Below are 17,449 nucleotides of genomic sequence, written 5' to 3' on the forward strand. Positions count from 1 at the left end.
GCCGCAAGGCCCGGCCGAAGCCAACGCACCGACAAAGCCGCAGCCCTGCGGGCTGCGGCCGGGCTGTAAGCCCGCTGCGCGAGAGCGCAGTGTCGGTGTGCGGGCGAAGCTCATAGCGCGCAGCGGTGTGAGCGCAGACCAAAAGACAAGGCTGCCACGCTGCGCGCGGCAGCGGGCCTGTAAGGCCCTGAGCGCAGCGAACTTGGCTGACTTTCGGCGCAGGCTCATATCGGCGCAGCCGATGTGAAGGGCCGCAAGGCCCGGCCGAAGCCAACGCACCGACAAAGCCGCAGCCCTGCGGGCTGCGGCCGGGCTGTAAGCCCGCTGTGCGAGAGCGCAGTGTCAGTGCGCGGGCGAAGCTCATAGCGCGCAGCGGTGTGAGCGCAGACCAAAACCGGACAAGGCCGCCACCCGAGCCATGCCCCAAGGCGCGTTTGCGCCAGATTTCTCTCTAGGGGTCCAGGCGTTTGCGTCCGGACGCATCGCACGGCGGCCTATCCTGGTGGCCGCACCCGCTCGATTTGATTGAAAATCCACCCTGGCGCTTGGTACACAAGCGCCAGCAGCTCATTTTTTTGAAGCATGTACGACACCGCCATCCTGATCGGACGTTTCCAGCCCGTGCACAACGGCCACCTGGCGCTGCTGCGCGACGCATTGGCTGCCGCTCGCCAGGTCGTCGTGGTGCTGGGCTCGGCCCATGCCGCACGCTCCCCGCGCAACCCTTTCACCTGGCAGGAGCGGGCAGCGCTGCTGCGCGAGGCGCTGCCAGAAGCCGAACGCGCGCGGCTGCGGGTGCTGCCCGTGCGCGACTACTACGACGAGCCCCGCTGGGCACGTGCGGTGCAGGCCGGCGTGCAGGAGCTGCTGGCGCAGCAGAGCGGCGCTTCGTCACCCCACCAGATCTGCCTCGTCGGCCATTTCAAGGACACCAGCAGCGGCTACCTGCGCAGCTTCCCTGCCTGGCCGCTGCGCGCGCTACCGCGCCAGGGCGATGCCGACGCAACGGCGTTGCGCGACGCGTATTTCGGCGGCCAGTCCGCCAGCGCACTGGCCGGACAAATTCCGCGCGCAGCCGTCGCGTTTCTTGACCGTTTTCGCGAGACGGCCGAATTCACACGCTTGCAAACGGAGTGGCGTGCCTTGAAGCAAAGCCACGCCGCCTGGGCGGGCGCGCCCTACCCACCGGTGTTCGTCACCGTCGATGCGCTGCTGCGTGCCTGCGGCCACGTGCTGCTGGTGCGCCGGGCGCACGCGCCCGGGCAGGGCCTGCTGGCACTTCCCGGGGGGTTCATCGACGTGACTGAAACCTTGTGGCAAAGCTGCTTGCGCGAGTTGGTCGAAGAAACGCAGTGCAGCCTCACAGCGGCCGAGTTGGCTGCGGCGCTGCAGGGCGTGGCCGTATTCGACCACCCGGGGCGCAGCCAGCGCGGGCGCACCATCAGCCATGTGCATTTTTTTGACGTCCCGGGTGCTGCACTTCCCCCAGTGCACGGCGGCGACGATGCCGCCGAGGCGCTGTGGGTGCCCGTGGGCGACCTGCCGACACTTGAAGCGCAGTTCTTCGACGACCATTTTCATGTCCTGGACCATTTCCTGGGCCTGCTGCCGCGTGCAGAAGCGGGCACGCCCTACGCACCGCCATCCCGCACGGCAGACCTGTGACCCGCCCTGCCTTATTGCCAGGACTGCACTTGCGGGTGTGGACGCACAACTGGGCGGTGCGCGACAACCAGCCCCTCGTGTCCCATCTTGGCTTGGTGCTTGACCGCAGCCGCCGCAGAGGCGACGGCATCGGGTTTGTCGAAATGCCCGGGCTCGATGACGATGGCACCAAGCGACAGCGTAGTGAACGGGAAAAACCTCCGTACGCCGTGCCGATCCTCTGCATCGATGCCGCCGCGCCGCAAAGCCTCCTCATCGAACAGATCCCGTGCACGCTCGTTGAAAGACTCGAGGATGAGCCGACAGCGCTGCTCCCAATCCTCGCTCTGGAAAAGAATCATGAAGTCGTCGCCGCCCACATGGCCCAGGAAGTCTCGTTGCGGCTCGCAATGCGAGACCAAGGTGCGAGCCGCCAGGCGGATCATTTCGTCACCTTGCCAATACCCGTAGTGGTCGTTGAATGGCTTGAAATCGTTCAAGTCGGCGTAGCAGGCCACGAACCGTCGCCCCGCCTTCAGTAAGCGCCGTATGTGCTCGTTGATGGGAATATTGCCAGGCAAGAAGGTCAGGGGATTGGCATGCCGGGCAGCTTCGATGCGCACCTCGGTGACAAGTCTCACCAACTGCTGCCCACTGCCCAGGCCCGCGTATTGGCCGTTTTCCGTGACGATGAAGCCTTCCGACAGGTAGCGCTGGTCGGCCGAGATGAGCACGTCGGTCATGGCGTCAACGCCAGCATGCTTTTGAAGCACCAAGGGATTGGTGTTGGCGAACTGCATGGCCGGACGCCCTCCAAACAATTCCTTGAAAAACGGCCTGGAGTAGCTGTCGTTGAACGTCTGGCGAATGACCAGCCCCACAGGGCGGCCGCTGTCCACCAACGCGATCGCTTTGAGCGAACCGTGGGTCTGGAACACCTCGGCCAGTTCGTTCACCGTGATTGCCGGATGCTGCGGCTCTACCCACGTCGTCACGCGCGCGAGCGTCACATCGCCACCGCCAGCCCGCGCCAGGCTGGGCAGCACTGAGATTTCAGCGCTGGCAATCACGCCCTGCGCGGCAGGCAGAATGTCCAGGGCGGGCCGCTGCTGGGGCCGCCCCAGGCCATACCCTTGACCCAGTGCGATGCCCAGATCGCGCACGACACGCAGCTCGGCTTGCGTTTCGATCCCCTCTGCGATAAGCGTCGAGCCAAAAATCTCTGCCAAATGCACCAGGCCTCGGAGGGTTTGCACTTTGACCGGGTTGGCCTCGACCCCTGCGATGAAGTACTTGTCGATCTTGACGTAGTCGGGCCGCAACTCTGCCCAGAGACGCAGGCTTGAATGGCCCTCGCCATAGTCATCCAGCGCAAATCGGACGCCGCAGGCACGGATCTGCGTTGCCGCATGGATCAGCCGTGAGATATCCATTGCGTGATCGTGCTCGGTGATCTCGATGACCAGGGAGGATGGAGACACGCCTGCCGCTTCCAGCGCCCATGCCACGCCCGCTGCGGTCAATCGATCGACCATCTCGACGACGGCGAATGCGCTCAAGTTCAAAAAAAGCAACCGACCCGCAAGGCTGCTCCAGGTGCGGATGCCTTCGTCAAGGCAGGCTTGTTCAAGGCGTACCAGCAGCCCTTGCTCTCGAGCAGCATGAAACAGTTCGTCCGGGTTGCGTATGGCATGGCCCGCAGGCAGACGGATCAGGCTCTCATGGGCCACAACCGCTCCGTTGTCCAGCCGGGCAATGGGCTGGTAGTGGGCCCGCAGCGTGTTTTCGTCGAGCAGACGGGAGATGGACATGGTGTGAGACCCAGGAGCCGATGGCACAGGTCCGCTCACAGGGGAAGGATGCGCGGGCCGATCTCTGACCCACGGTCCCGCAATCGCCTGTTCAGGCGCCCATGCGTTGGTTTGGCGGTATTGGTTCAGCATAAGAGCCTGTTTGCGTTCTAAGCACCGGCGCCGACCAGCAGCGCGCGTCGCCCAGCCGGCGGCAGCCTCACGGGCGCGTGCTCTGCCGGCTTGGGCAGCACAAAGCGGCCGACCAGCGCCGACAGGTCGTGCGCCTGGCCGAGCAGGCTCTCGGCCGCCGCGGCGGATTGCTCCACCAGCGCGGCGTTCTGCTGCGTCATCTGGTCCAGATGCGACATGGTCGCGTGGATGGCGGCGATGTCCTGGTTCTGCGCCTGGTTGGTGGCCTTGATCTCGGCCATGGCTTCGGCCGCGTGCGTGATCGACGCGACCACCCGCTCCATGGTGTGGCCGGCATCGCCCGCCAGACTGGTGCCGGCATCCACCTGCTGCACCGATTCCATGATGAGCGTCTTGATCTGGCGCGCCGCTTCCGCTGAGCGGTTCGCCAGGCGGCGCACTTCGCTGGCCACCACGGCAAAACCCCGCCCCTGCTCACCGGCATGCGCCGCCTCAATCGCTGCGTTCAGCGCGAGGAGATTGGTCTGGAACGCAATCGAGTCGATCACCCCGGTAATGTCGGCAATCTTTTGCGAGCTGCGGGAGATCTGCTGCATGGTGGACACCACGCGCGTGACCACGCCGCTGCCTTGCTGGGCTACGCTGGCGGCTTGCACGGCCAGTGCCTCTGTGCGCTGTGCAGTGTCGGCCGACTCCTGCACCTTGCGCGTGACGTACTCCAGCGACGAGGTGGTCTCCTGCAGGCGGGCGGCGGTCTGTTCCGTGCGGCTGGACAGATCCGCGTTGCCGTTGGCGATTTCCGCGGACGCCATGCGAACGCTCTGCACGGAGGCGCTCACCTGCTGCACCAGGGTGCGCAGCGCTCCCTGCATCGTGGCGAGCGATCCGAGCATGTGGCCCGTCTCGTCGCGCGCGTGGCCGACGATATCGTGGCGCAAGTCCAGGCCCGCGACGCGGTCGGCCGTGGCGCTGGCCAGGGCGATGGGCCGCGTGATGCTGCGCACCAGCCACAGCGCCAGCAGCGTGCCCAGCACCAGCGACAGTCCACCGAAGGCCAGCAGCGACAGGCGTGCGACTTTGCTCAGCTCCGCCACGCGCAATGCCGCCAAATCGATCGCTTGGCGCTGTGAGTGGGTAAGTTCGTCCAAGGCCTGCAGAAGGGCCCGAGAAGAGGGCAGGAAGCGCTCGGCGTAGACCTTGTTGATACGCGAAGTCAGGCCCGAATCGCGTGCGGCAACCAGTTCGGTGCGGGCCCGCAGAAAGCCCACCTCCATGCTGCGCACATGGTCCAGCCGCTGGGCATCGTCGTCGGTGCTGAGCTGCTTCCCAAGCTGCGCGATGAGGGTGTCGTACTGCCCCTGCGTCTGCGCGATGTCGGCTCCAAGGATTTCACCCACCTCGGGTTCGGAACTCAGGGCGACCGCCTTGTAGCGCTCGGAATTGATCGCCTGCAGCCGGTAAGCATCGGCCACGAGCCGTTCGTTCGCCACGCTGCGCTGCACCATGGCTTCGGTCGACTGGTTGATGCGGTAGAGCGACCAGATCCCGATGGCCGCGCCGACAAGGCTCAGGGCCAGGACGGCCAGGAAGACGGAGATCAAGCGGCGCCCCAGGGAGCCGGTAGCGGAAGGCGTGGGCGAGGAAGGCGCGTCGATGGACATGTCACAAGGTGCGAAAGGGAAAGGCCGCCGGATGGGCGGGGCATCGAATCGCCGCAGACGGTATTTGCGGCACTGCAACACACTGTGCGCTGCAAATGTGTCAGTTTGTTTTCAGTGGTGTGCCGACAAAAGTGCGGCGGCGTTCCCCAGCCGCCGCCATCGCAATCGCACAGCGCCAACCCTTGAAACCAGGCCAAATGCCCTTATCATTAGCACTCGTCCAATGCGAGTGCTAGCAACCTGCACGGACTGATATCACCGAGCGCCTGCCCTGCCAGGCGCTTTGCCTTCACGGCGCATTTTTTGAACCAGGAGTACTGCAATGAACCTTCGTCCCCTTGCTGACCGCGTGATCGTCAAACGCGTCGAGTCCGAAACCAAGACCGCTTCGGGCATCTACATTCCCGACAACGCCGCCGAGAAGCCCGACCAGGGCGAAGTGCTGGCGGTTGGCCCCGGCAAGAAGAACGACAAGGGCGAACTGGGCGCGATGAGCGTCAAGGTCGGCGACCGCGTCCTGTTCGGCAAGTACAGCGGCCAGACCGTCAAGGTCGATGGCGACGAGCTGCTGGTAATGAAGGAAGACGACTTGTTTGCAGTCGTCGAGAAGTAATTCAAACGCTATTTATTCGATAGCTACTAGCGATTACCAGATAAGCGCTAAGAACGTATTTAACCCATATTCAGGAGCTCCAACATGGCAGCAAAAGACGTAGTTTTCGGCGGCGAAGCCCGCGCACGCATGGTTGAAGGCGTGAACATTCTGGCCAACGCGGTCAAGACCACCCTGGGCCCCAAGGGCCGCAACGTGGTGCTCGAGCGCTCGTTCGGCGCCCCCACGGTGACCAAGGACGGTGTGTCCGTCGCCAAGGAAATCGAACTCAAGGACAAGCTGCAGAACATGGGCGCGCAGATGGTCAAGGAAGTCGCTTCCAAGACCTCTGACAACGCCGGCGACGGCACCACCACCGCCACCGTGCTGGCCCAGGCCATCGTGCGCGAAGGCATGAAGTACGTGGCCGCCGGCATGAACCCGATGGACCTGAAGCGCGGCATCGACAAGGCCGTCACGGCCCTGGTCGCCGAGCTGAAGAAGGCCTCCAAGGCCACCACCACCAGCAAGGAAATCGCCCAGGTCGGCTCCATCTCCGCCAACTCGGACGAATCCATCGGCAAGATCATTGCCGACGCCATGGACAAGGTTGGCAAGGAAGGCGTGATCACCGTGGAAGACGGCAAGAGCCTGGACAACGAGCTCGATGTCGTCGAAGGCATGCAGTTCGACCGCGGCTACCTCTCGCCCTACTTCATCAACAACCCCGAAAAGCAAGCCGCGATCCTGGACAACCCCTTCGTGCTGCTGTTCGACAAGAAGATCAGCAACATCCGCGACCTGCTGCCCACGCTGGAAGCCGTGGCCAAGGCCGGCCGTCCGCTGCTGATCATTGCCGAGGACGTCGAAGGCGAAGCCCTGGCCACGCTGGTGGTCAACACCATCCGCGGCATCCTGAAGGTCGTGGCTGTCAAGGCCCCTGGCTTTGGCGACCGCCGCAAGGCCATGCTGGAAGACATCGCCATCCTGACGGGCGGCAAGGTCATCGCTGAAGAAGTCGGCCTGACGCTTGAAAAAGTGCAGCTCACCGACCTGGGCCAGGCCAAGCGCGTCGAAGTGGGCAAGGAAAACACCATCATCATCGACGGCGAAGGCCAGGCTGCCGACATCGAAGCGCGCGTCAAGCAAGTGCGCGTGCAAATCGAAGAAGCCACCAGCGACTACGACCGCGAAAAGCTGCAAGAGCGCGTGGCCAAGCTGGCCGGCGGCGTGGCCGTGATCAAGGTTGGCGCTGCCACCGAAGTCGAAATGAAGGAAAAGAAGGCCCGCGTGGAAGACGCCCTGCACGCGACCCGCGCTGCCGTGGAAGAAGGCATTGTGGCTGGCGGCGGCGTGGCGCTGCTGCGTGCCAAGCAGGCTGCCGGCACGATCAAGGGCGACAACGCTGACCAGGAAGCCGGTATCAAGCTGGTGCTCAAGGCCATCGAAGCGCCTCTGCGCGAAATCGTCGCCAACGCCGGCGGCGAGCCGAGCGTGGTGGTCAACGCCGTGCTGGGTGGCAAGGGCAACTACGGCTTCAACGCCGCCAACGACACCTATGGCGACATGATCGAGATGGGCATTCTGGACCCGACCAAGGTCACCCGCACCGCACTGCAGAACGCCGCTTCGGTGTCCGCACTGATGCTGACGACCGAATGCATGGTCGCCGAAGCGCCGAAGGACGAATCCTCTGCCGGCGGCGGCATGCCCGACATGGGCGGCATGGGTGGTATGGGCGGCATGGGCATGTAATGGCCCCAGGGCGGGGCTTGCCCCGCCTCGGCACTGCACAAAACCCGCAGGCCCTACGGCCTGCGGGTTTTTTCGTTCAGGTGGCCGAAAACTCGCCGTAGTCGTTGGCCTCTGCCTGGCTGGGCTGGACGAACCAATACAGCAGCACCAGGTAGCCGATACCAGTGACCGTGAGCAGTTGCCACCAGCCCGACCGCCCCACGTCGTGCAGGCGGCGCGTGCCCACAGCCAGTGCCGGTAGCAGCAACAGCAAGGCCAGAATGCTGTACGCCACGTCGCCCAGCATGCCCGAGACCATCAGTGCCAGTATCTGGAACAAGAAGAACCACCAGAACTCAGGCCGCGGTGCACGGCCCGAAAACGTCGCGTACTGGCTCAGGCAGCTTTGAATGGCCTGGATAAAATTCATGGTGCGGTTCCTCTCTTGGCGGGTTATGGTTGGATTGTGGGGCGCATGCCCCGCGCCATGATAGGCGCCTTGCGCAGCCCGTTCACCCTCCTGCGAACGGGCTCCACTGGCGGCCTCACGATGGCATGGCGCCGCCCTATTGCTTTTAATTTAATAGCTGCCAGCGCTTACCCCATAAGCGCTTGGCCTCTATTTGATCTAAATTTTCACCTGTCCTTGGCCGTGGCCCGGGACGCGTCCCGCGTTAAGGCAATGCTGAAAAAGTCCCCGCGATGACGCGCGCCGTGCATCGGGATGGGATGCCAGGCGCCAACCGCAGCCATAGCCGCAGCCATGGCGAGGATTGGCAACGCCGCAGACCGCCCGAGGGACAGATGCGCGGCGCGTGAGGGACTTGTTCAGCATCGCTTTAAGCCATTCTTCATGCCTGCCTCGCACCATGGCGGCATGCATTTCTCACACCGCTTTCTCCCGACCGCCCGGGCCGCGCTGCTGGCGCTGGCCTGCACCCTGTCCCTGGCGCACGCCGCCGACACCACCGCCGCCCTGCAGATGCAGCGCTGGAGCGATGCCTCAGGCGCCCCTGTCAGCGCCGAGCGCGGGCGCGTGTTCTTCACCAGCCGCCACGGCGGCGAGTGGTCATGCGCCTCGTGCCATGGCAATCCGCCGACCACGGCCATGCGCCACGCGTCCACCGGCAAGACGATTGCCCCATTCGCGCCCATGTTCAATCCCGAGCGCTTCACCGACACCGCCAAAGTGGACAAATGGTTCCGCCGCAACTGCAAGGACGTGGCCAACCGCGAGTGCACGGCCGCCGAGAAGGCCGACATGCTGGCCTGGCTGCTTCAGTTCCACCCCAAGGACAAGCCATGAGCGCGTTCACCCCGCTGCTGCGCCCTGCCGCCGTCCTGCTGGCGCTGGCCGGCGCCGCGTCCGCCGCGCTGGCCGACAGCCGCGCCATGCCCGCCGACAGCATGCTGCCGGCCTACCGCCAGGAATGCGCCGCCTGCCACATGGCCTACCCGCCGGGCATGCTGCCCGCCGCTTCGTGGAACCGGATGCTGGGCCGCCTGGACCAGCACTACGGCAGCGACGCCTCGCTCGACCCGGCCCTGGTGCGCCAGATCGGCACCTGGTTGGAGGCGAACGCCAGCACCTACAAGCGCGTACGCGAACAGCCCCCGCAAGACCGCATCACCCGCTCGGCGTGGTTCGAGCGCAAGCACCGCGAGCTGGACGCCGCCGTGTGGCAGCGCGCCTCTGTCGGCAGCCGCGCCAACTGCATGGCCTGCCACACGCGCGCGGACCGGGGCGATTTTGACGACGACCGCGTCCGCATTCCGAAGTGAGCCCTTCCATGACAAGCAATACCCTTTCCCCTGCCACCGCAACGCCGGCTCCAGCGCCCAGCCGCCGCGTGGTGGATGCCACCACGCGCATGCTGCACTGGCTCATGGCGTTCACCTTCACCACCGCCTACCTCACGGCCGACGGTGAGCGCTGGCGGCTGGTGCACGTCACCTTGGGCTACACCTTGGCCGGCCTGGTGGTGGCACGCCTCCTGTGGGGCCTGGTCGGGCCACGCCCGGTGCGGCTGTCGGTGCTGTGGGGCAAATTGCGCGGCCTGCCCAAATGGCTTCACAACGTGGCTGCCGTGCGTTCGCCCAGTGCTCTGCAAGCCTCCTGGAGGCCGGCGCAGCACCTGCTGATGGCGCTGGCCGTGGCGCTGATCCTGGTCTTGGTGCTGCCGCTCACGCTCAGCGGCTACGCCGTGTGGGACGAATGGGGCGGCGAATGGCTGGAGGAGGTGCACGAATTTTTCGGCAATGCCCTGCTGGGAATGGTGCTGGCGCACATCGGCCTGATCGCATTGCTCAGCCTGCTGCGCCGCAAGAACCAGGCGCTGCCCATGCTGACCGGGCGGGTGCCCGGCACGGGGCCGGACATCGCCAAGAACAACCACGGCTTTCTCGCCGCCCTGGTGCTGGCCTGCGTCCTCGGCTTCTGGGCCTGGCAGTGGCAGACGGCGCCCCAAGCGCCGCCGCAGCAGCACGGGAGCGAGAATCACCGCTACGACCACGACGACTGACCAACCCACCCATGCGCATCCTGCTGGCCGAAGACGACGAACTGCTGGGTTCGGGCATCCGCGCCGGCCTGGCACAGCACGGCTTTGCGGTGGACTGGGTGCGCGACGGCGTGGCGGCAGAGCGCGAACTGGCCACTGGCGCCTACCAGGCCTGCGTGCTCGACCTGGGTCTGCCGCGCCAGGACGGCATGGACGTATTGCAGGGCGCGCGCGCCCGCCGCAACACCACGCCGGTGCTGGTGCTGACCGCCCGCGACGCGGTGCCCGCGCGCATCGCCGGGCTGGATGCGGGGGCCGACGACTACCTCATCAAACCCGTCGATCTGCACGAGCTGGCCGCCCGCCTGCGCGCCTTGGTGCGCCGCGCCCACGGCCAGAGCGATGCGCTGCTGACGGTGGGCCGTGTCACGCTCAACCCGGCCGCGCACCAGGTGCTGCTGGGCGGACAGCCGGTGGAACTGTCCAACCGCGAATACAAGCTGCTGCACGCCTTGCTGCTCAACACCGGGCGCGTGCTCTCGCGCGAGCAGTTGGAGCAGCGCCTGTACCAGTGGGGCAGCGAGATCAACAGCAACGCGGTGGAGGTGCACATCTACCACCTGCGGCGCAAGCTGGGCGCCACGCTGATCGAGACCGTGCGCGGCGTGGGCTACCGGATCGCCCGCACCAGCCCCGGTGCAGCCCCTGAAAACGATGGCTGACCGCACCCCGCGCTCACTGCAATCGCAACTGCTGCTGGCCGTGCTCGGCCTGGTGCTGCTGGCCTGGACGGCCGCTGCCGCCCTGACCTGGCACAAGGCCCAGGACGAAGTAGGCGACCTGCTCGACGCGCACCTGGCGCAGACCGCCGCGCTGCTGCGCCTGCAGCCACTCGACGAATTGGACGAAGACCAGTTGAATGAAGCGCCAGACCTCGACAAGCACCAGCACCATGTGGTGTTCCAGCTCTGGCATGCGGGCCAGTTGCTGGCTCGCTCGAAGAACGCGCCCACCGAACCCCTCACCCACCAAACGGAGCGCGGCTTTGCCGACAGCCAGGCAGCGGGCAAGTCCTGGCGCGTGTTCGTCACCCAGGGGCGCGAGGGCGATGTGGACATTCTTGTCGGCGAACAGCAGTCGGCGCGCCAGGACATCGTGCGGGCCAGCGTGGTCGGCATGCTCAAGCCCATGGCCTTGGCGCTGCCCCTGCTGGCACTGGGCATCTGGTGGGTGGTGCGCGGCCTGGTGCGCCCGCTGCGCCAGTTGGGCGCGGCCGTGTCGGTGCGCCAGCCGCAGTCGCTCGCGCCCCTGCCCACGGCCGGCGTGCCGCCCGAGGTGCTGCCGCTGGTAAGTGCACTCAACGACTTGTTCACACGCATGGCCGAGCTGCTGGTCACCGAACGGCAGTTCACGGCGGACGCCGCGCACGAACTGCGCACGCCTATTGCCGGCATCCGCATGCAGGCCCAGGTGGCCCAGGGCGCCACGCAGAACGCCGAGCGCGCAGCGGCACTGGACGCCACCGTGCAAGGCTGCGACCGTGCCACGCGCCTGGTGGAGCAGCTCCTGCAACTCGCCCGGCTCGACGCCGAGGCGGCCACCGCCGATGCAGCGGCCACGGATCTCGGGCGCGTGGCGCACACGGTGGTGGCAGATCTGCAGTCCGCGGCCCAGGCACGCGGCCAGCAGGTGCTATTGAAGGCGGATGGCCCCGTACCCATGCCGGTGCCCGAAGTGCTGGCCCAGGTGCTGCTGCGCAACCTGCTGGACAACGCGCTGCGCTACAGCCCCCAGGGCGCATCGGTGCACCTGCGGCTCACGCCTGCGAGCGCCACAAGCCCGGCATCGCTGTGCGTGGAAGACAGCGGCCCGGGCCTCACGAAGAGCGAAATGGCGCGGCTCGGCGAGCGCTTTTACCGCGTGCTGGGCACGGGCCAGAGCGGCAGCGGCCTGGGCTGGTCCATCGTGCAGCGCATCGCGCGCCTGCACGGCCTGGGTTTGCAGGTGGATCGCAGCCCGGCGCTGGGCGGCTTGCGGGTGCAGGTGGCCTGGTGATGCCCTGCCTGAAGGTGCATGCGCAGGCAGGCGGCAGGGCTGCCTGCGGGCGCAATTTACTATTAAAAATATAGCTGCTAGCGCTTACCAGATAAGCGCTGCAGCCATATTTCTCTTGTATTTTCACGTACCCATGTGCACGGCCTGCGCCAGACCGTGGCCAACGGAGCTAACCACACCGATGGAGACATGATCGAGAGGGGGGCTTGGCCCCACCCACATAACCCGCGCCGCACCACGGAACGCCGGTTCGGTGCCCTCGCTGATCTACGCTGGCGCAGCCGCAGGAAAGCGCACCGTGACCAGCACACCGTGCGACCCGTGCGGGTTGGCGGCGAGCCCAACCGTGGCGCCGAATGCGCGCGCAATCTCCTGCACGATCGCAAGCCCCAGTCCGGTCCCCTCGGTGTCCTGCGAGACGCGGTAAAAGCGCTCGAACACATGCTCCAGCGCTTCAGCCGGGATGCCCGGCCCGTTGTCTTCCACCGTCAGCGCGACGCCTGCGGCGGCCACGTGCACACCCAGCGTCACACGGCCGCCCTCCTGGGTGTAGCGCAGCGCATTGTCCAGCAGGTTGCTCACCAAGGCATCGAGCAGCGCAGGTTGCGCGAACACCATAGCGGCACCAGCGGCCTGTGGCGCGTCCAGGCCCAGGTCGATCTGGCGGCGGTCCGCCAGCGCGGCGAGCTGCTCCACGCAGCGCAGCGCCACGGCGGCAAGGTCGGTCGGCTCCAGCCGGGTGTGCGCATCGCCATGCTCGGCCTGCGCCAGCAGCAGCAGCTTGTTGGTCACGTCGATCAGGCGGCGGTTGCTGGTTTGCAGGGCCCGCCACATCGCGTCCATATCGGCGCGGCGCGTCTCCCAGTTCTGCCGGTGCTGGCGGGTATAGCGTGCAAATTCGATCTGCGAGGCCTGCAGCGCCAGCGGCGTGCGCAATTGGTGCGCTGCGTCGGCAATGAAGCGCCGCTGCGCTTCCGAGTGCCTCTTGAGCTGGCGCACAAAACGGTTGATGGTCTCGGCCACCGGCCGCAACTCGGTGTGCAAGGCATGCGCATCCACGACGAAGTCCAGGTGCAGCGGGTCGCGCTGGGCGAGCTGGCGGCTCAGCCGCACCACGGGGCGCAGTTCCCAGGTCAGCGCCAGCGTCGTCAGCACCAAGGCCAGCACCAGCGCGATCAGCAGATACTCCATTGACGGCTGCCACAAGGTGCGCACCATCTGGTCGCGGCTGGCGGTGGTCTTGCCGACCGCAATCGTGATGTCACGCGCGCCGGCCACGTCGTACATGGCGCGTTGCGTGATCACGGCGCGCACGGGCCGGCCTTCGAACGTGGCGTCGTACCACTGCGCGCGATCTGTGCCCACCAGCCGGCGCGGCTGCGGCAGGGGAAACCCCGGCAGGCCCGCCAGCAGCCGGCCGCTGGCATCCGTCACACTGAGATAGACCCGGTCATGCGCCGGCGACACGAACAGGCTCAGCGCCGCTGGCGGCACGCTGGCCTGCACGTCGTCGCCCTCCCAGATCAGCCGGTCCGACAGCACCTTGGCCGAGGCGAGCAGGTCGTGGTCCTGCACGTAATCGGCCACCTCGGCGGCATTGCGCCAGCTCAGAAACCCGCACACGGCGACAAACACCGACAAAGGCAGCAGCAGCCACGCGACCAGGCGCAGGCGCAGGCTAGCCATCGTCGCGGGTGCGCAGCAGGTAACCCACACCGCGCAGGGTGATGATGGTGGCCTGGCTGGCTTCGAGCTTTTTCCGCAAGCGGTGCACATACAGCTCCACCGCATCGGCGCTGGGTTCGTCGTCGAGGTCGAACAAGCCATCGATCAGCGTCTGCTTGGGCACCGTGCTGCCGGCCTTGAGCATCAGCGCCTCCAATAGCGTGCGCTCGCGCGGTGGCAGCGCCAGTTCGCGCCCGTCCAATGCGAATTCGCGCGTGCGCAGGTCGTAGTGCAGGTCGCCGCAACTCATCTCGTTGGCCTTGCCGGGCACCTGGCGGCGCACCAGGGCTTTGATGCGGGCCACCAGCTCGCGGCTCTCGATGGGCTTGACCATGTAGTCGTCCGCGCCGATCTCCAGGCACAGCACCTTCTGATCGAGCGATGCGGCGGCGGTGAGGATCAGCACCGGCACCTCGTCGCGCCGCTCCCGCAGGCGGCGCAGCACGCCTTTGCCGGACAGGCGCGGGATATTCAAGTCCAGCAGCACCACGTCGTAGCGCGCCTGCTGCAACTGCCGGTCGGCGGCGTCGCCGTCCTGCATGTGGTCGACCACAAACCCCTGCTCGCGCAGCAGGCTGGCCAGCCAATGGGCCAGTTGTGGGTCGTCTTCGATGAGCAGCAGCTTCATGGGTGGGGGCCAAATCATTCCACAAACCGCAGCAGAGCGTGCCCGGCCGGCAATGCAGCGAGCCTAGGGATAACCATGAGTGATTTCGCCACCGGCCGAAAGCTGTCCGAAGGATGGCAATTTTTAGACTGGCGGAACTCTGCGGCACCAGCGCTCGCAGCCCTTTGTACAACTCTGGAGACGAACCACCATGCATCCCACACGCCGCACCCTGATCGCCAGCGCCTTCTGCACCGCACTGGCCGCTGCCGCCCCCTTTGCCCAGGCGGCCGATGCGCCTATCACCATCATGGTGGGCGGTATCAACAAGATCATTTACCTGCCGGCCATGCTGACCGAGAAGCTGGGCTACTTCAAGGATGCCGGCCTGGATGTGAGTCTGCAGTCCGCGCCTGCCGGCGTGAATGCGGAGAACCAGTTGATTGCCGGTGCCGTGCAGGGTGTGGTGGGCTTTTACGACCACGCCATCGACTTGCAAAGCAAGGGCAAGGAGATCGAGGCCATTGCGGTGTTGTGCAAGGTTCCTGGCGAAGTCGAAATGGTATCGACCAAGGCCGCTGCGACCTTCAAATCCATGGCGGACGCAAAGGGCAAGACGCTGGGCGTGACCGGGCTGGGCTCGTCCACCGATTTCCTGACCCGCTACCTCGCCGGCCGCAAAGGGGTTGCCTCGGCAGATATTTCTCTGCTGCCGGTCGGCGCCGGCAACACCTTCATCGCCGCGATCCAGCAAGACCGCATCCAGGCCGGCATGACCACGGAGCCCACCGTCTCGCAATTGCTCAAGACGGGTGACGCCCAGGTGCTGGTGGACCTGCGAACCGAATCCACCACCCAGGAGGCGCTGGGGGGTTTGTACCCGGCAGCGAGCCTGTACGTGCAAAACAGCTGGGCCGAATCGCACAAGGACGAGGCCTCGAAGCTGGCGAAGGCGTTCGCGCGCACCATGGTCTATATCCACACCCACACGGCCGAAGAGATTGCCGATCTGGTGCCGCGCGACTTCTACGGCAACGACAAGGCCCTGTACGTGACCGCCCTGAAAGCCTCGCTGCCCATGTTCACCACCGACGGGCACATGCCCGCTGGCGGCCCGGAAACCGTGCTCAAGGTGCTCGCCACCTACAAGCCACAGGTCAAGAGCGCGAACATCAATCTGTCCAAGACCTACACCAACGCGTATCTGGACGCCAAATAACCCTTGCCATCAAGATGCCCATGAAGAATGAACAGCCAGCCAGCGCAGGCAATACCCCGTCCATCGAATTCCGCGATGTCTCGCTGCGCTTCATCTCCGCAGACGGCAACGCCACGGTGGCGCTGCGCAACTTCAGCATGTCGGTGGCGCGTGGCGAGTTCGTCGCCATCGTCGGCCCTACGGGCTGCGGCAAGTCGACCACGCTGAACATGATCACCGGCTTGCTGCGGCCCACCGTGGGCGAGGTGGCGATCATGGGGCAGCCGGTGCAGGGCATCGACCCGCGCATCGGGTTCGTGTTTCAGGCCGACGCCGTGTTTCCCTGGCGCAGCGTCAGGGACAACGTGGCGGCCGGCCCGCTGTTTCGCGGCATGCCCAAACCACAGGCGTATGCGCTGGCCGACGACTGGATTGCGCGCGTCGGCCTCGACACCTTCGGCGACCATTACCCGCACCAGCTCTCGGGCGGCATGCGCAAGCGCGTGGCGCTGGCGCAGACCTTCATCAACAGCCCCGAGATCCTGCTGATGGACGAGCCCTTCTCGGCCCTCGACATGCAGACGCGCACGCTGATGCAGGACGAGCTGCTGCAACTGTGGTCGGGCACGGGCGGCTCGGTGGTCTTCGTCACGCACGACCTGGAGGAAGCCATCGCGCTGGCCGACCGCGTATTCGTCCTGTCGGCGCGCCCGGCCACGCTCAAGCGCGTGTACGAAATCGACCTGCCGCGTCCGCGCGTGATGTCCGAGGTGCGCTACGACCCGCACTTCATCGAGCTGTCGAAACACATCTGGGCCGATTTGCGTGAAGAAGTGGTGATCCATTGATCCCCCTCCGCCCTTGCTTACTCCAACAAAGAGACTACCCATGAGTGCCATTGCCACCCACAGCGTGACGCCGGGCAAAGCCGCGCTGCCCACCTCGCTCAGCGACGAAGCGCTGGCGCGCGAATCCACGCTCGCACAGGCCGCCATCCGCCGGCACCGTTTTGTCATCATCGGCCTGCGCATCGCGGTGCTGGTCACCGTGCTCGGCGGCTGGGAGCTGGCCGCCAACCGCAAGTGGATCGACCCCTTCTTCTACTCGCAGCCGTCGCTGATCTGGGCGCAGATCGTGGACTGGATTCGCAACGGCACCTCGCAGGGATCGCTCTGGATGCAGGTGGCCGTCACGCTGGAGGAAACCATACTCGGCTTCCTGATCGGCGGCGTCAGCGGGATCATTGCCGGCATCCTGCTGGGGCGCAACAAGCTGCTGTCGGACATCTTCAGCCTGTACATCCAGATCGCCAACTCGGTGCCGCGTGTGGTGCTGGGCTCGGTCTTTGTGATCGCACTGGGGCTGGGCATGGCGTCCAAGGTGGCGCTCGCCGTGGTGATGGTGTTTTTTGTCGTGTTCGGCAATGCCTTCCAGGGCGTGCGCGAGGCCGACAAATACCTGATCGCCAACGCGCGCATCCTGGGTGCCTCGCCCCGCCAGTTGACCACCTCGGTCGTCATCCCCTCGGCGATGTCCTGGATTCTGGCCAGCCTGCACGTGAGCTTTGGCTTTGCCCTGGTGGGTGCGGTGGTGGGCGAGTTCCTCGGCGCCAAGCAGGGCATGGGCCTGTTGATTTCCACCGCGCAGGGCGCCTTCAACGCCAGCGGCGTGTTCGCCGCGATGATCGTGCTCGCCGTGGTCGCCCTGGTGGCCGACTTCCTGCTCACCCGGCTGGAAACGCGATTGCTGAAGTGGCGCCCCACCGTGTTTTGAGGGGTGCCCACCAAGT

The 17,449-nt window shown here is 65.9% G+C and carries 16 protein-coding genes; 11 read left to right on the top strand and 5 right to left on the bottom strand.

Annotation, left to right across the window (positions count from 1 at the left end; genetic code table 11):
• Positions 1-582: 582 nt before the first annotated feature.
• Entirely contained in the window at positions 583-1,665 is a 1,083-nt protein-coding gene (locus AC07ZH_RS09450; RefSeq protein ID WP_495199510.1) for a bifunctional nicotinamide-nucleotide adenylyltransferase/Nudix hydroxylase, read from the top strand.
• A gap of 11 nt (positions 1,666-1,676) precedes the next feature.
• On the opposite strand, the gene AC07ZH_RS09455 is transcribed toward AC07ZH_RS09450, so the two are convergent.
• Both AC07ZH_RS09455 and AC07ZH_RS09460 read right to left on the bottom strand, forming a co-directional pair.
• Positions 1,677-3,455 carry an EAL domain-containing protein gene (locus tag AC07ZH_RS09455; RefSeq protein WP_495199511.1) on the bottom strand — a complete coding sequence of 593 codons (1,779 nt, stop codon included), beginning with the start codon at positions 3,453-3,455 and terminating at the stop codon, positions 1,677-1,679.
• Between the two features lie 149 nt (positions 3,456-3,604).
• Positions 3,605-5,248, bottom strand: a complete 1,644-nt coding sequence (locus AC07ZH_RS09460; protein ID WP_495199512.1) for a methyl-accepting chemotaxis protein — start codon at positions 5,246-5,248, stop codon at positions 3,605-3,607.
• Positions 5,249-5,570: 322 nt separating this feature from the next.
• Here AC07ZH_RS09460 and AC07ZH_RS09465 point away from each other — a divergent pair, with 322 nt between their 5' ends.
• Positions 5,571-5,861 carry a co-chaperone GroES gene (locus AC07ZH_RS09465; RefSeq protein ID WP_119109157.1) on the top strand — a complete coding sequence of 97 codons (291 nt, stop codon included), beginning with the start codon at positions 5,571-5,573 and terminating at the stop codon, positions 5,859-5,861.
• A gap of 84 nt (positions 5,862-5,945) precedes the next feature.
• Positions 5,946-7,595, top strand: coding sequence for a chaperonin GroEL (gene groL / locus AC07ZH_RS09470; RefSeq protein WP_495199513.1), 1,650 nt, complete (start codon positions 5,946-5,948; stop codon positions 7,593-7,595).
• 76 nt (positions 7,596-7,671) lie between these two features.
• On the opposite strand, the gene AC07ZH_RS09475 is transcribed toward groL, so the two are convergent.
• Positions 7,672-8,004, bottom strand: coding sequence for a DUF805 domain-containing protein (locus AC07ZH_RS09475; protein ID WP_495199514.1), 333 nt, complete (start codon positions 8,002-8,004; stop codon positions 7,672-7,674).
• A gap of 423 nt (positions 8,005-8,427) precedes the next feature.
• Between AC07ZH_RS09475 and AC07ZH_RS09480 the strand changes: the two genes are divergently transcribed.
• Genes AC07ZH_RS09480 through AC07ZH_RS09500 form a run of 5 tightly spaced genes read left to right on the top strand, consistent with a single transcriptional unit; the run spans position 8,428 to position 12,130 of the window.
• Complete coding sequence (locus AC07ZH_RS09480) at positions 8,428-8,880, top strand: DUF1924 domain-containing protein (RefSeq protein ID WP_495199515.1); 453 nt, start codon at positions 8,428-8,430, stop codon at positions 8,878-8,880.
• Positions 8,877-9,356, top strand: coding sequence for a diheme cytochrome c (locus AC07ZH_RS09485; RefSeq protein ID WP_495199516.1), 480 nt, complete (start codon positions 8,877-8,879; stop codon positions 9,354-9,356). Before AC07ZH_RS09480 ends, AC07ZH_RS09485 begins: the two co-directional genes overlap by 4 nt.
• An 8-nt stretch (positions 9,357-9,364) precedes the next feature.
• Positions 9,365-10,096 carry a cytochrome b/b6 domain-containing protein gene (locus AC07ZH_RS09490; protein WP_495199517.1) on the top strand — a complete coding sequence of 244 codons (732 nt, stop codon included), beginning with the start codon at positions 9,365-9,367 and terminating at the stop codon, positions 10,094-10,096.
• 11 nt (positions 10,097-10,107) lie between these two features.
• Positions 10,108-10,797 carry a winged helix-turn-helix domain-containing protein gene (locus AC07ZH_RS09495; RefSeq protein ID WP_495199518.1) on the top strand — a complete coding sequence of 230 codons (690 nt, stop codon included), beginning with the start codon at positions 10,108-10,110 and terminating at the stop codon, positions 10,795-10,797.
• Positions 10,790-12,130, top strand: coding sequence for an ATP-binding protein (locus tag AC07ZH_RS09500; RefSeq protein ID WP_495199519.1), 1,341 nt, complete (start codon positions 10,790-10,792; stop codon positions 12,128-12,130). The genes AC07ZH_RS09495 and AC07ZH_RS09500 overlap by 8 nt, the downstream gene beginning before the upstream one ends.
• A gap of 267 nt (positions 12,131-12,397) precedes the next feature.
• On the opposite strand, the gene AC07ZH_RS09505 is transcribed toward AC07ZH_RS09500, so the two are convergent.
• Positions 12,398-13,816, bottom strand: a complete 1,419-nt coding sequence (locus tag AC07ZH_RS09505) for a sensor histidine kinase N-terminal domain-containing protein (protein WP_495199520.1) — start codon at positions 13,814-13,816, stop codon at positions 12,398-12,400.
• On the bottom strand, positions 13,809-14,483 hold the full coding sequence (locus AC07ZH_RS09510) for a response regulator (protein WP_495199521.1): 675 nt from the start codon (positions 14,481-14,483) through the stop codon (positions 13,809-13,811). Before AC07ZH_RS09510 ends, AC07ZH_RS09505 begins: the two co-directional genes overlap by 8 nt.
• Positions 14,484-14,673: 190 nt before the next feature.
• On the opposite strand from AC07ZH_RS09510, the gene AC07ZH_RS09515 reads away from it, so the two are divergent.
• The 3 genes from AC07ZH_RS09515 to AC07ZH_RS09525 are packed head-to-tail and all read left to right on the top strand — an operon-like array spanning position 14,674 to position 17,433.
• On the top strand, positions 14,674-15,681 hold the full coding sequence (locus AC07ZH_RS09515) for an ABC transporter substrate-binding protein (RefSeq protein WP_495199522.1): 1,008 nt from the start codon (positions 14,674-14,676) through the stop codon (positions 15,679-15,681).
• Between the two features lie 20 nt (positions 15,682-15,701).
• Positions 15,702-16,508, top strand: coding sequence for an ABC transporter ATP-binding protein (locus AC07ZH_RS09520; protein ID WP_119109164.1), 807 nt, complete (start codon positions 15,702-15,704; stop codon positions 16,506-16,508).
• Between the two features lie 40 nt (positions 16,509-16,548).
• The gene (locus AC07ZH_RS09525; RefSeq protein ID WP_119109165.1) at positions 16,549-17,433 is read left to right on the top strand and encodes an ABC transporter permease; all 885 of its coding nucleotides are present in this window, start codon (positions 16,549-16,551) and stop codon (positions 17,431-17,433) included.
• Positions 17,434-17,449 lie beyond the last annotated feature (16 nt).

It is taken from the genome of Simplicispira sp. GW247-4R2A (assembly GCF_059424465.1).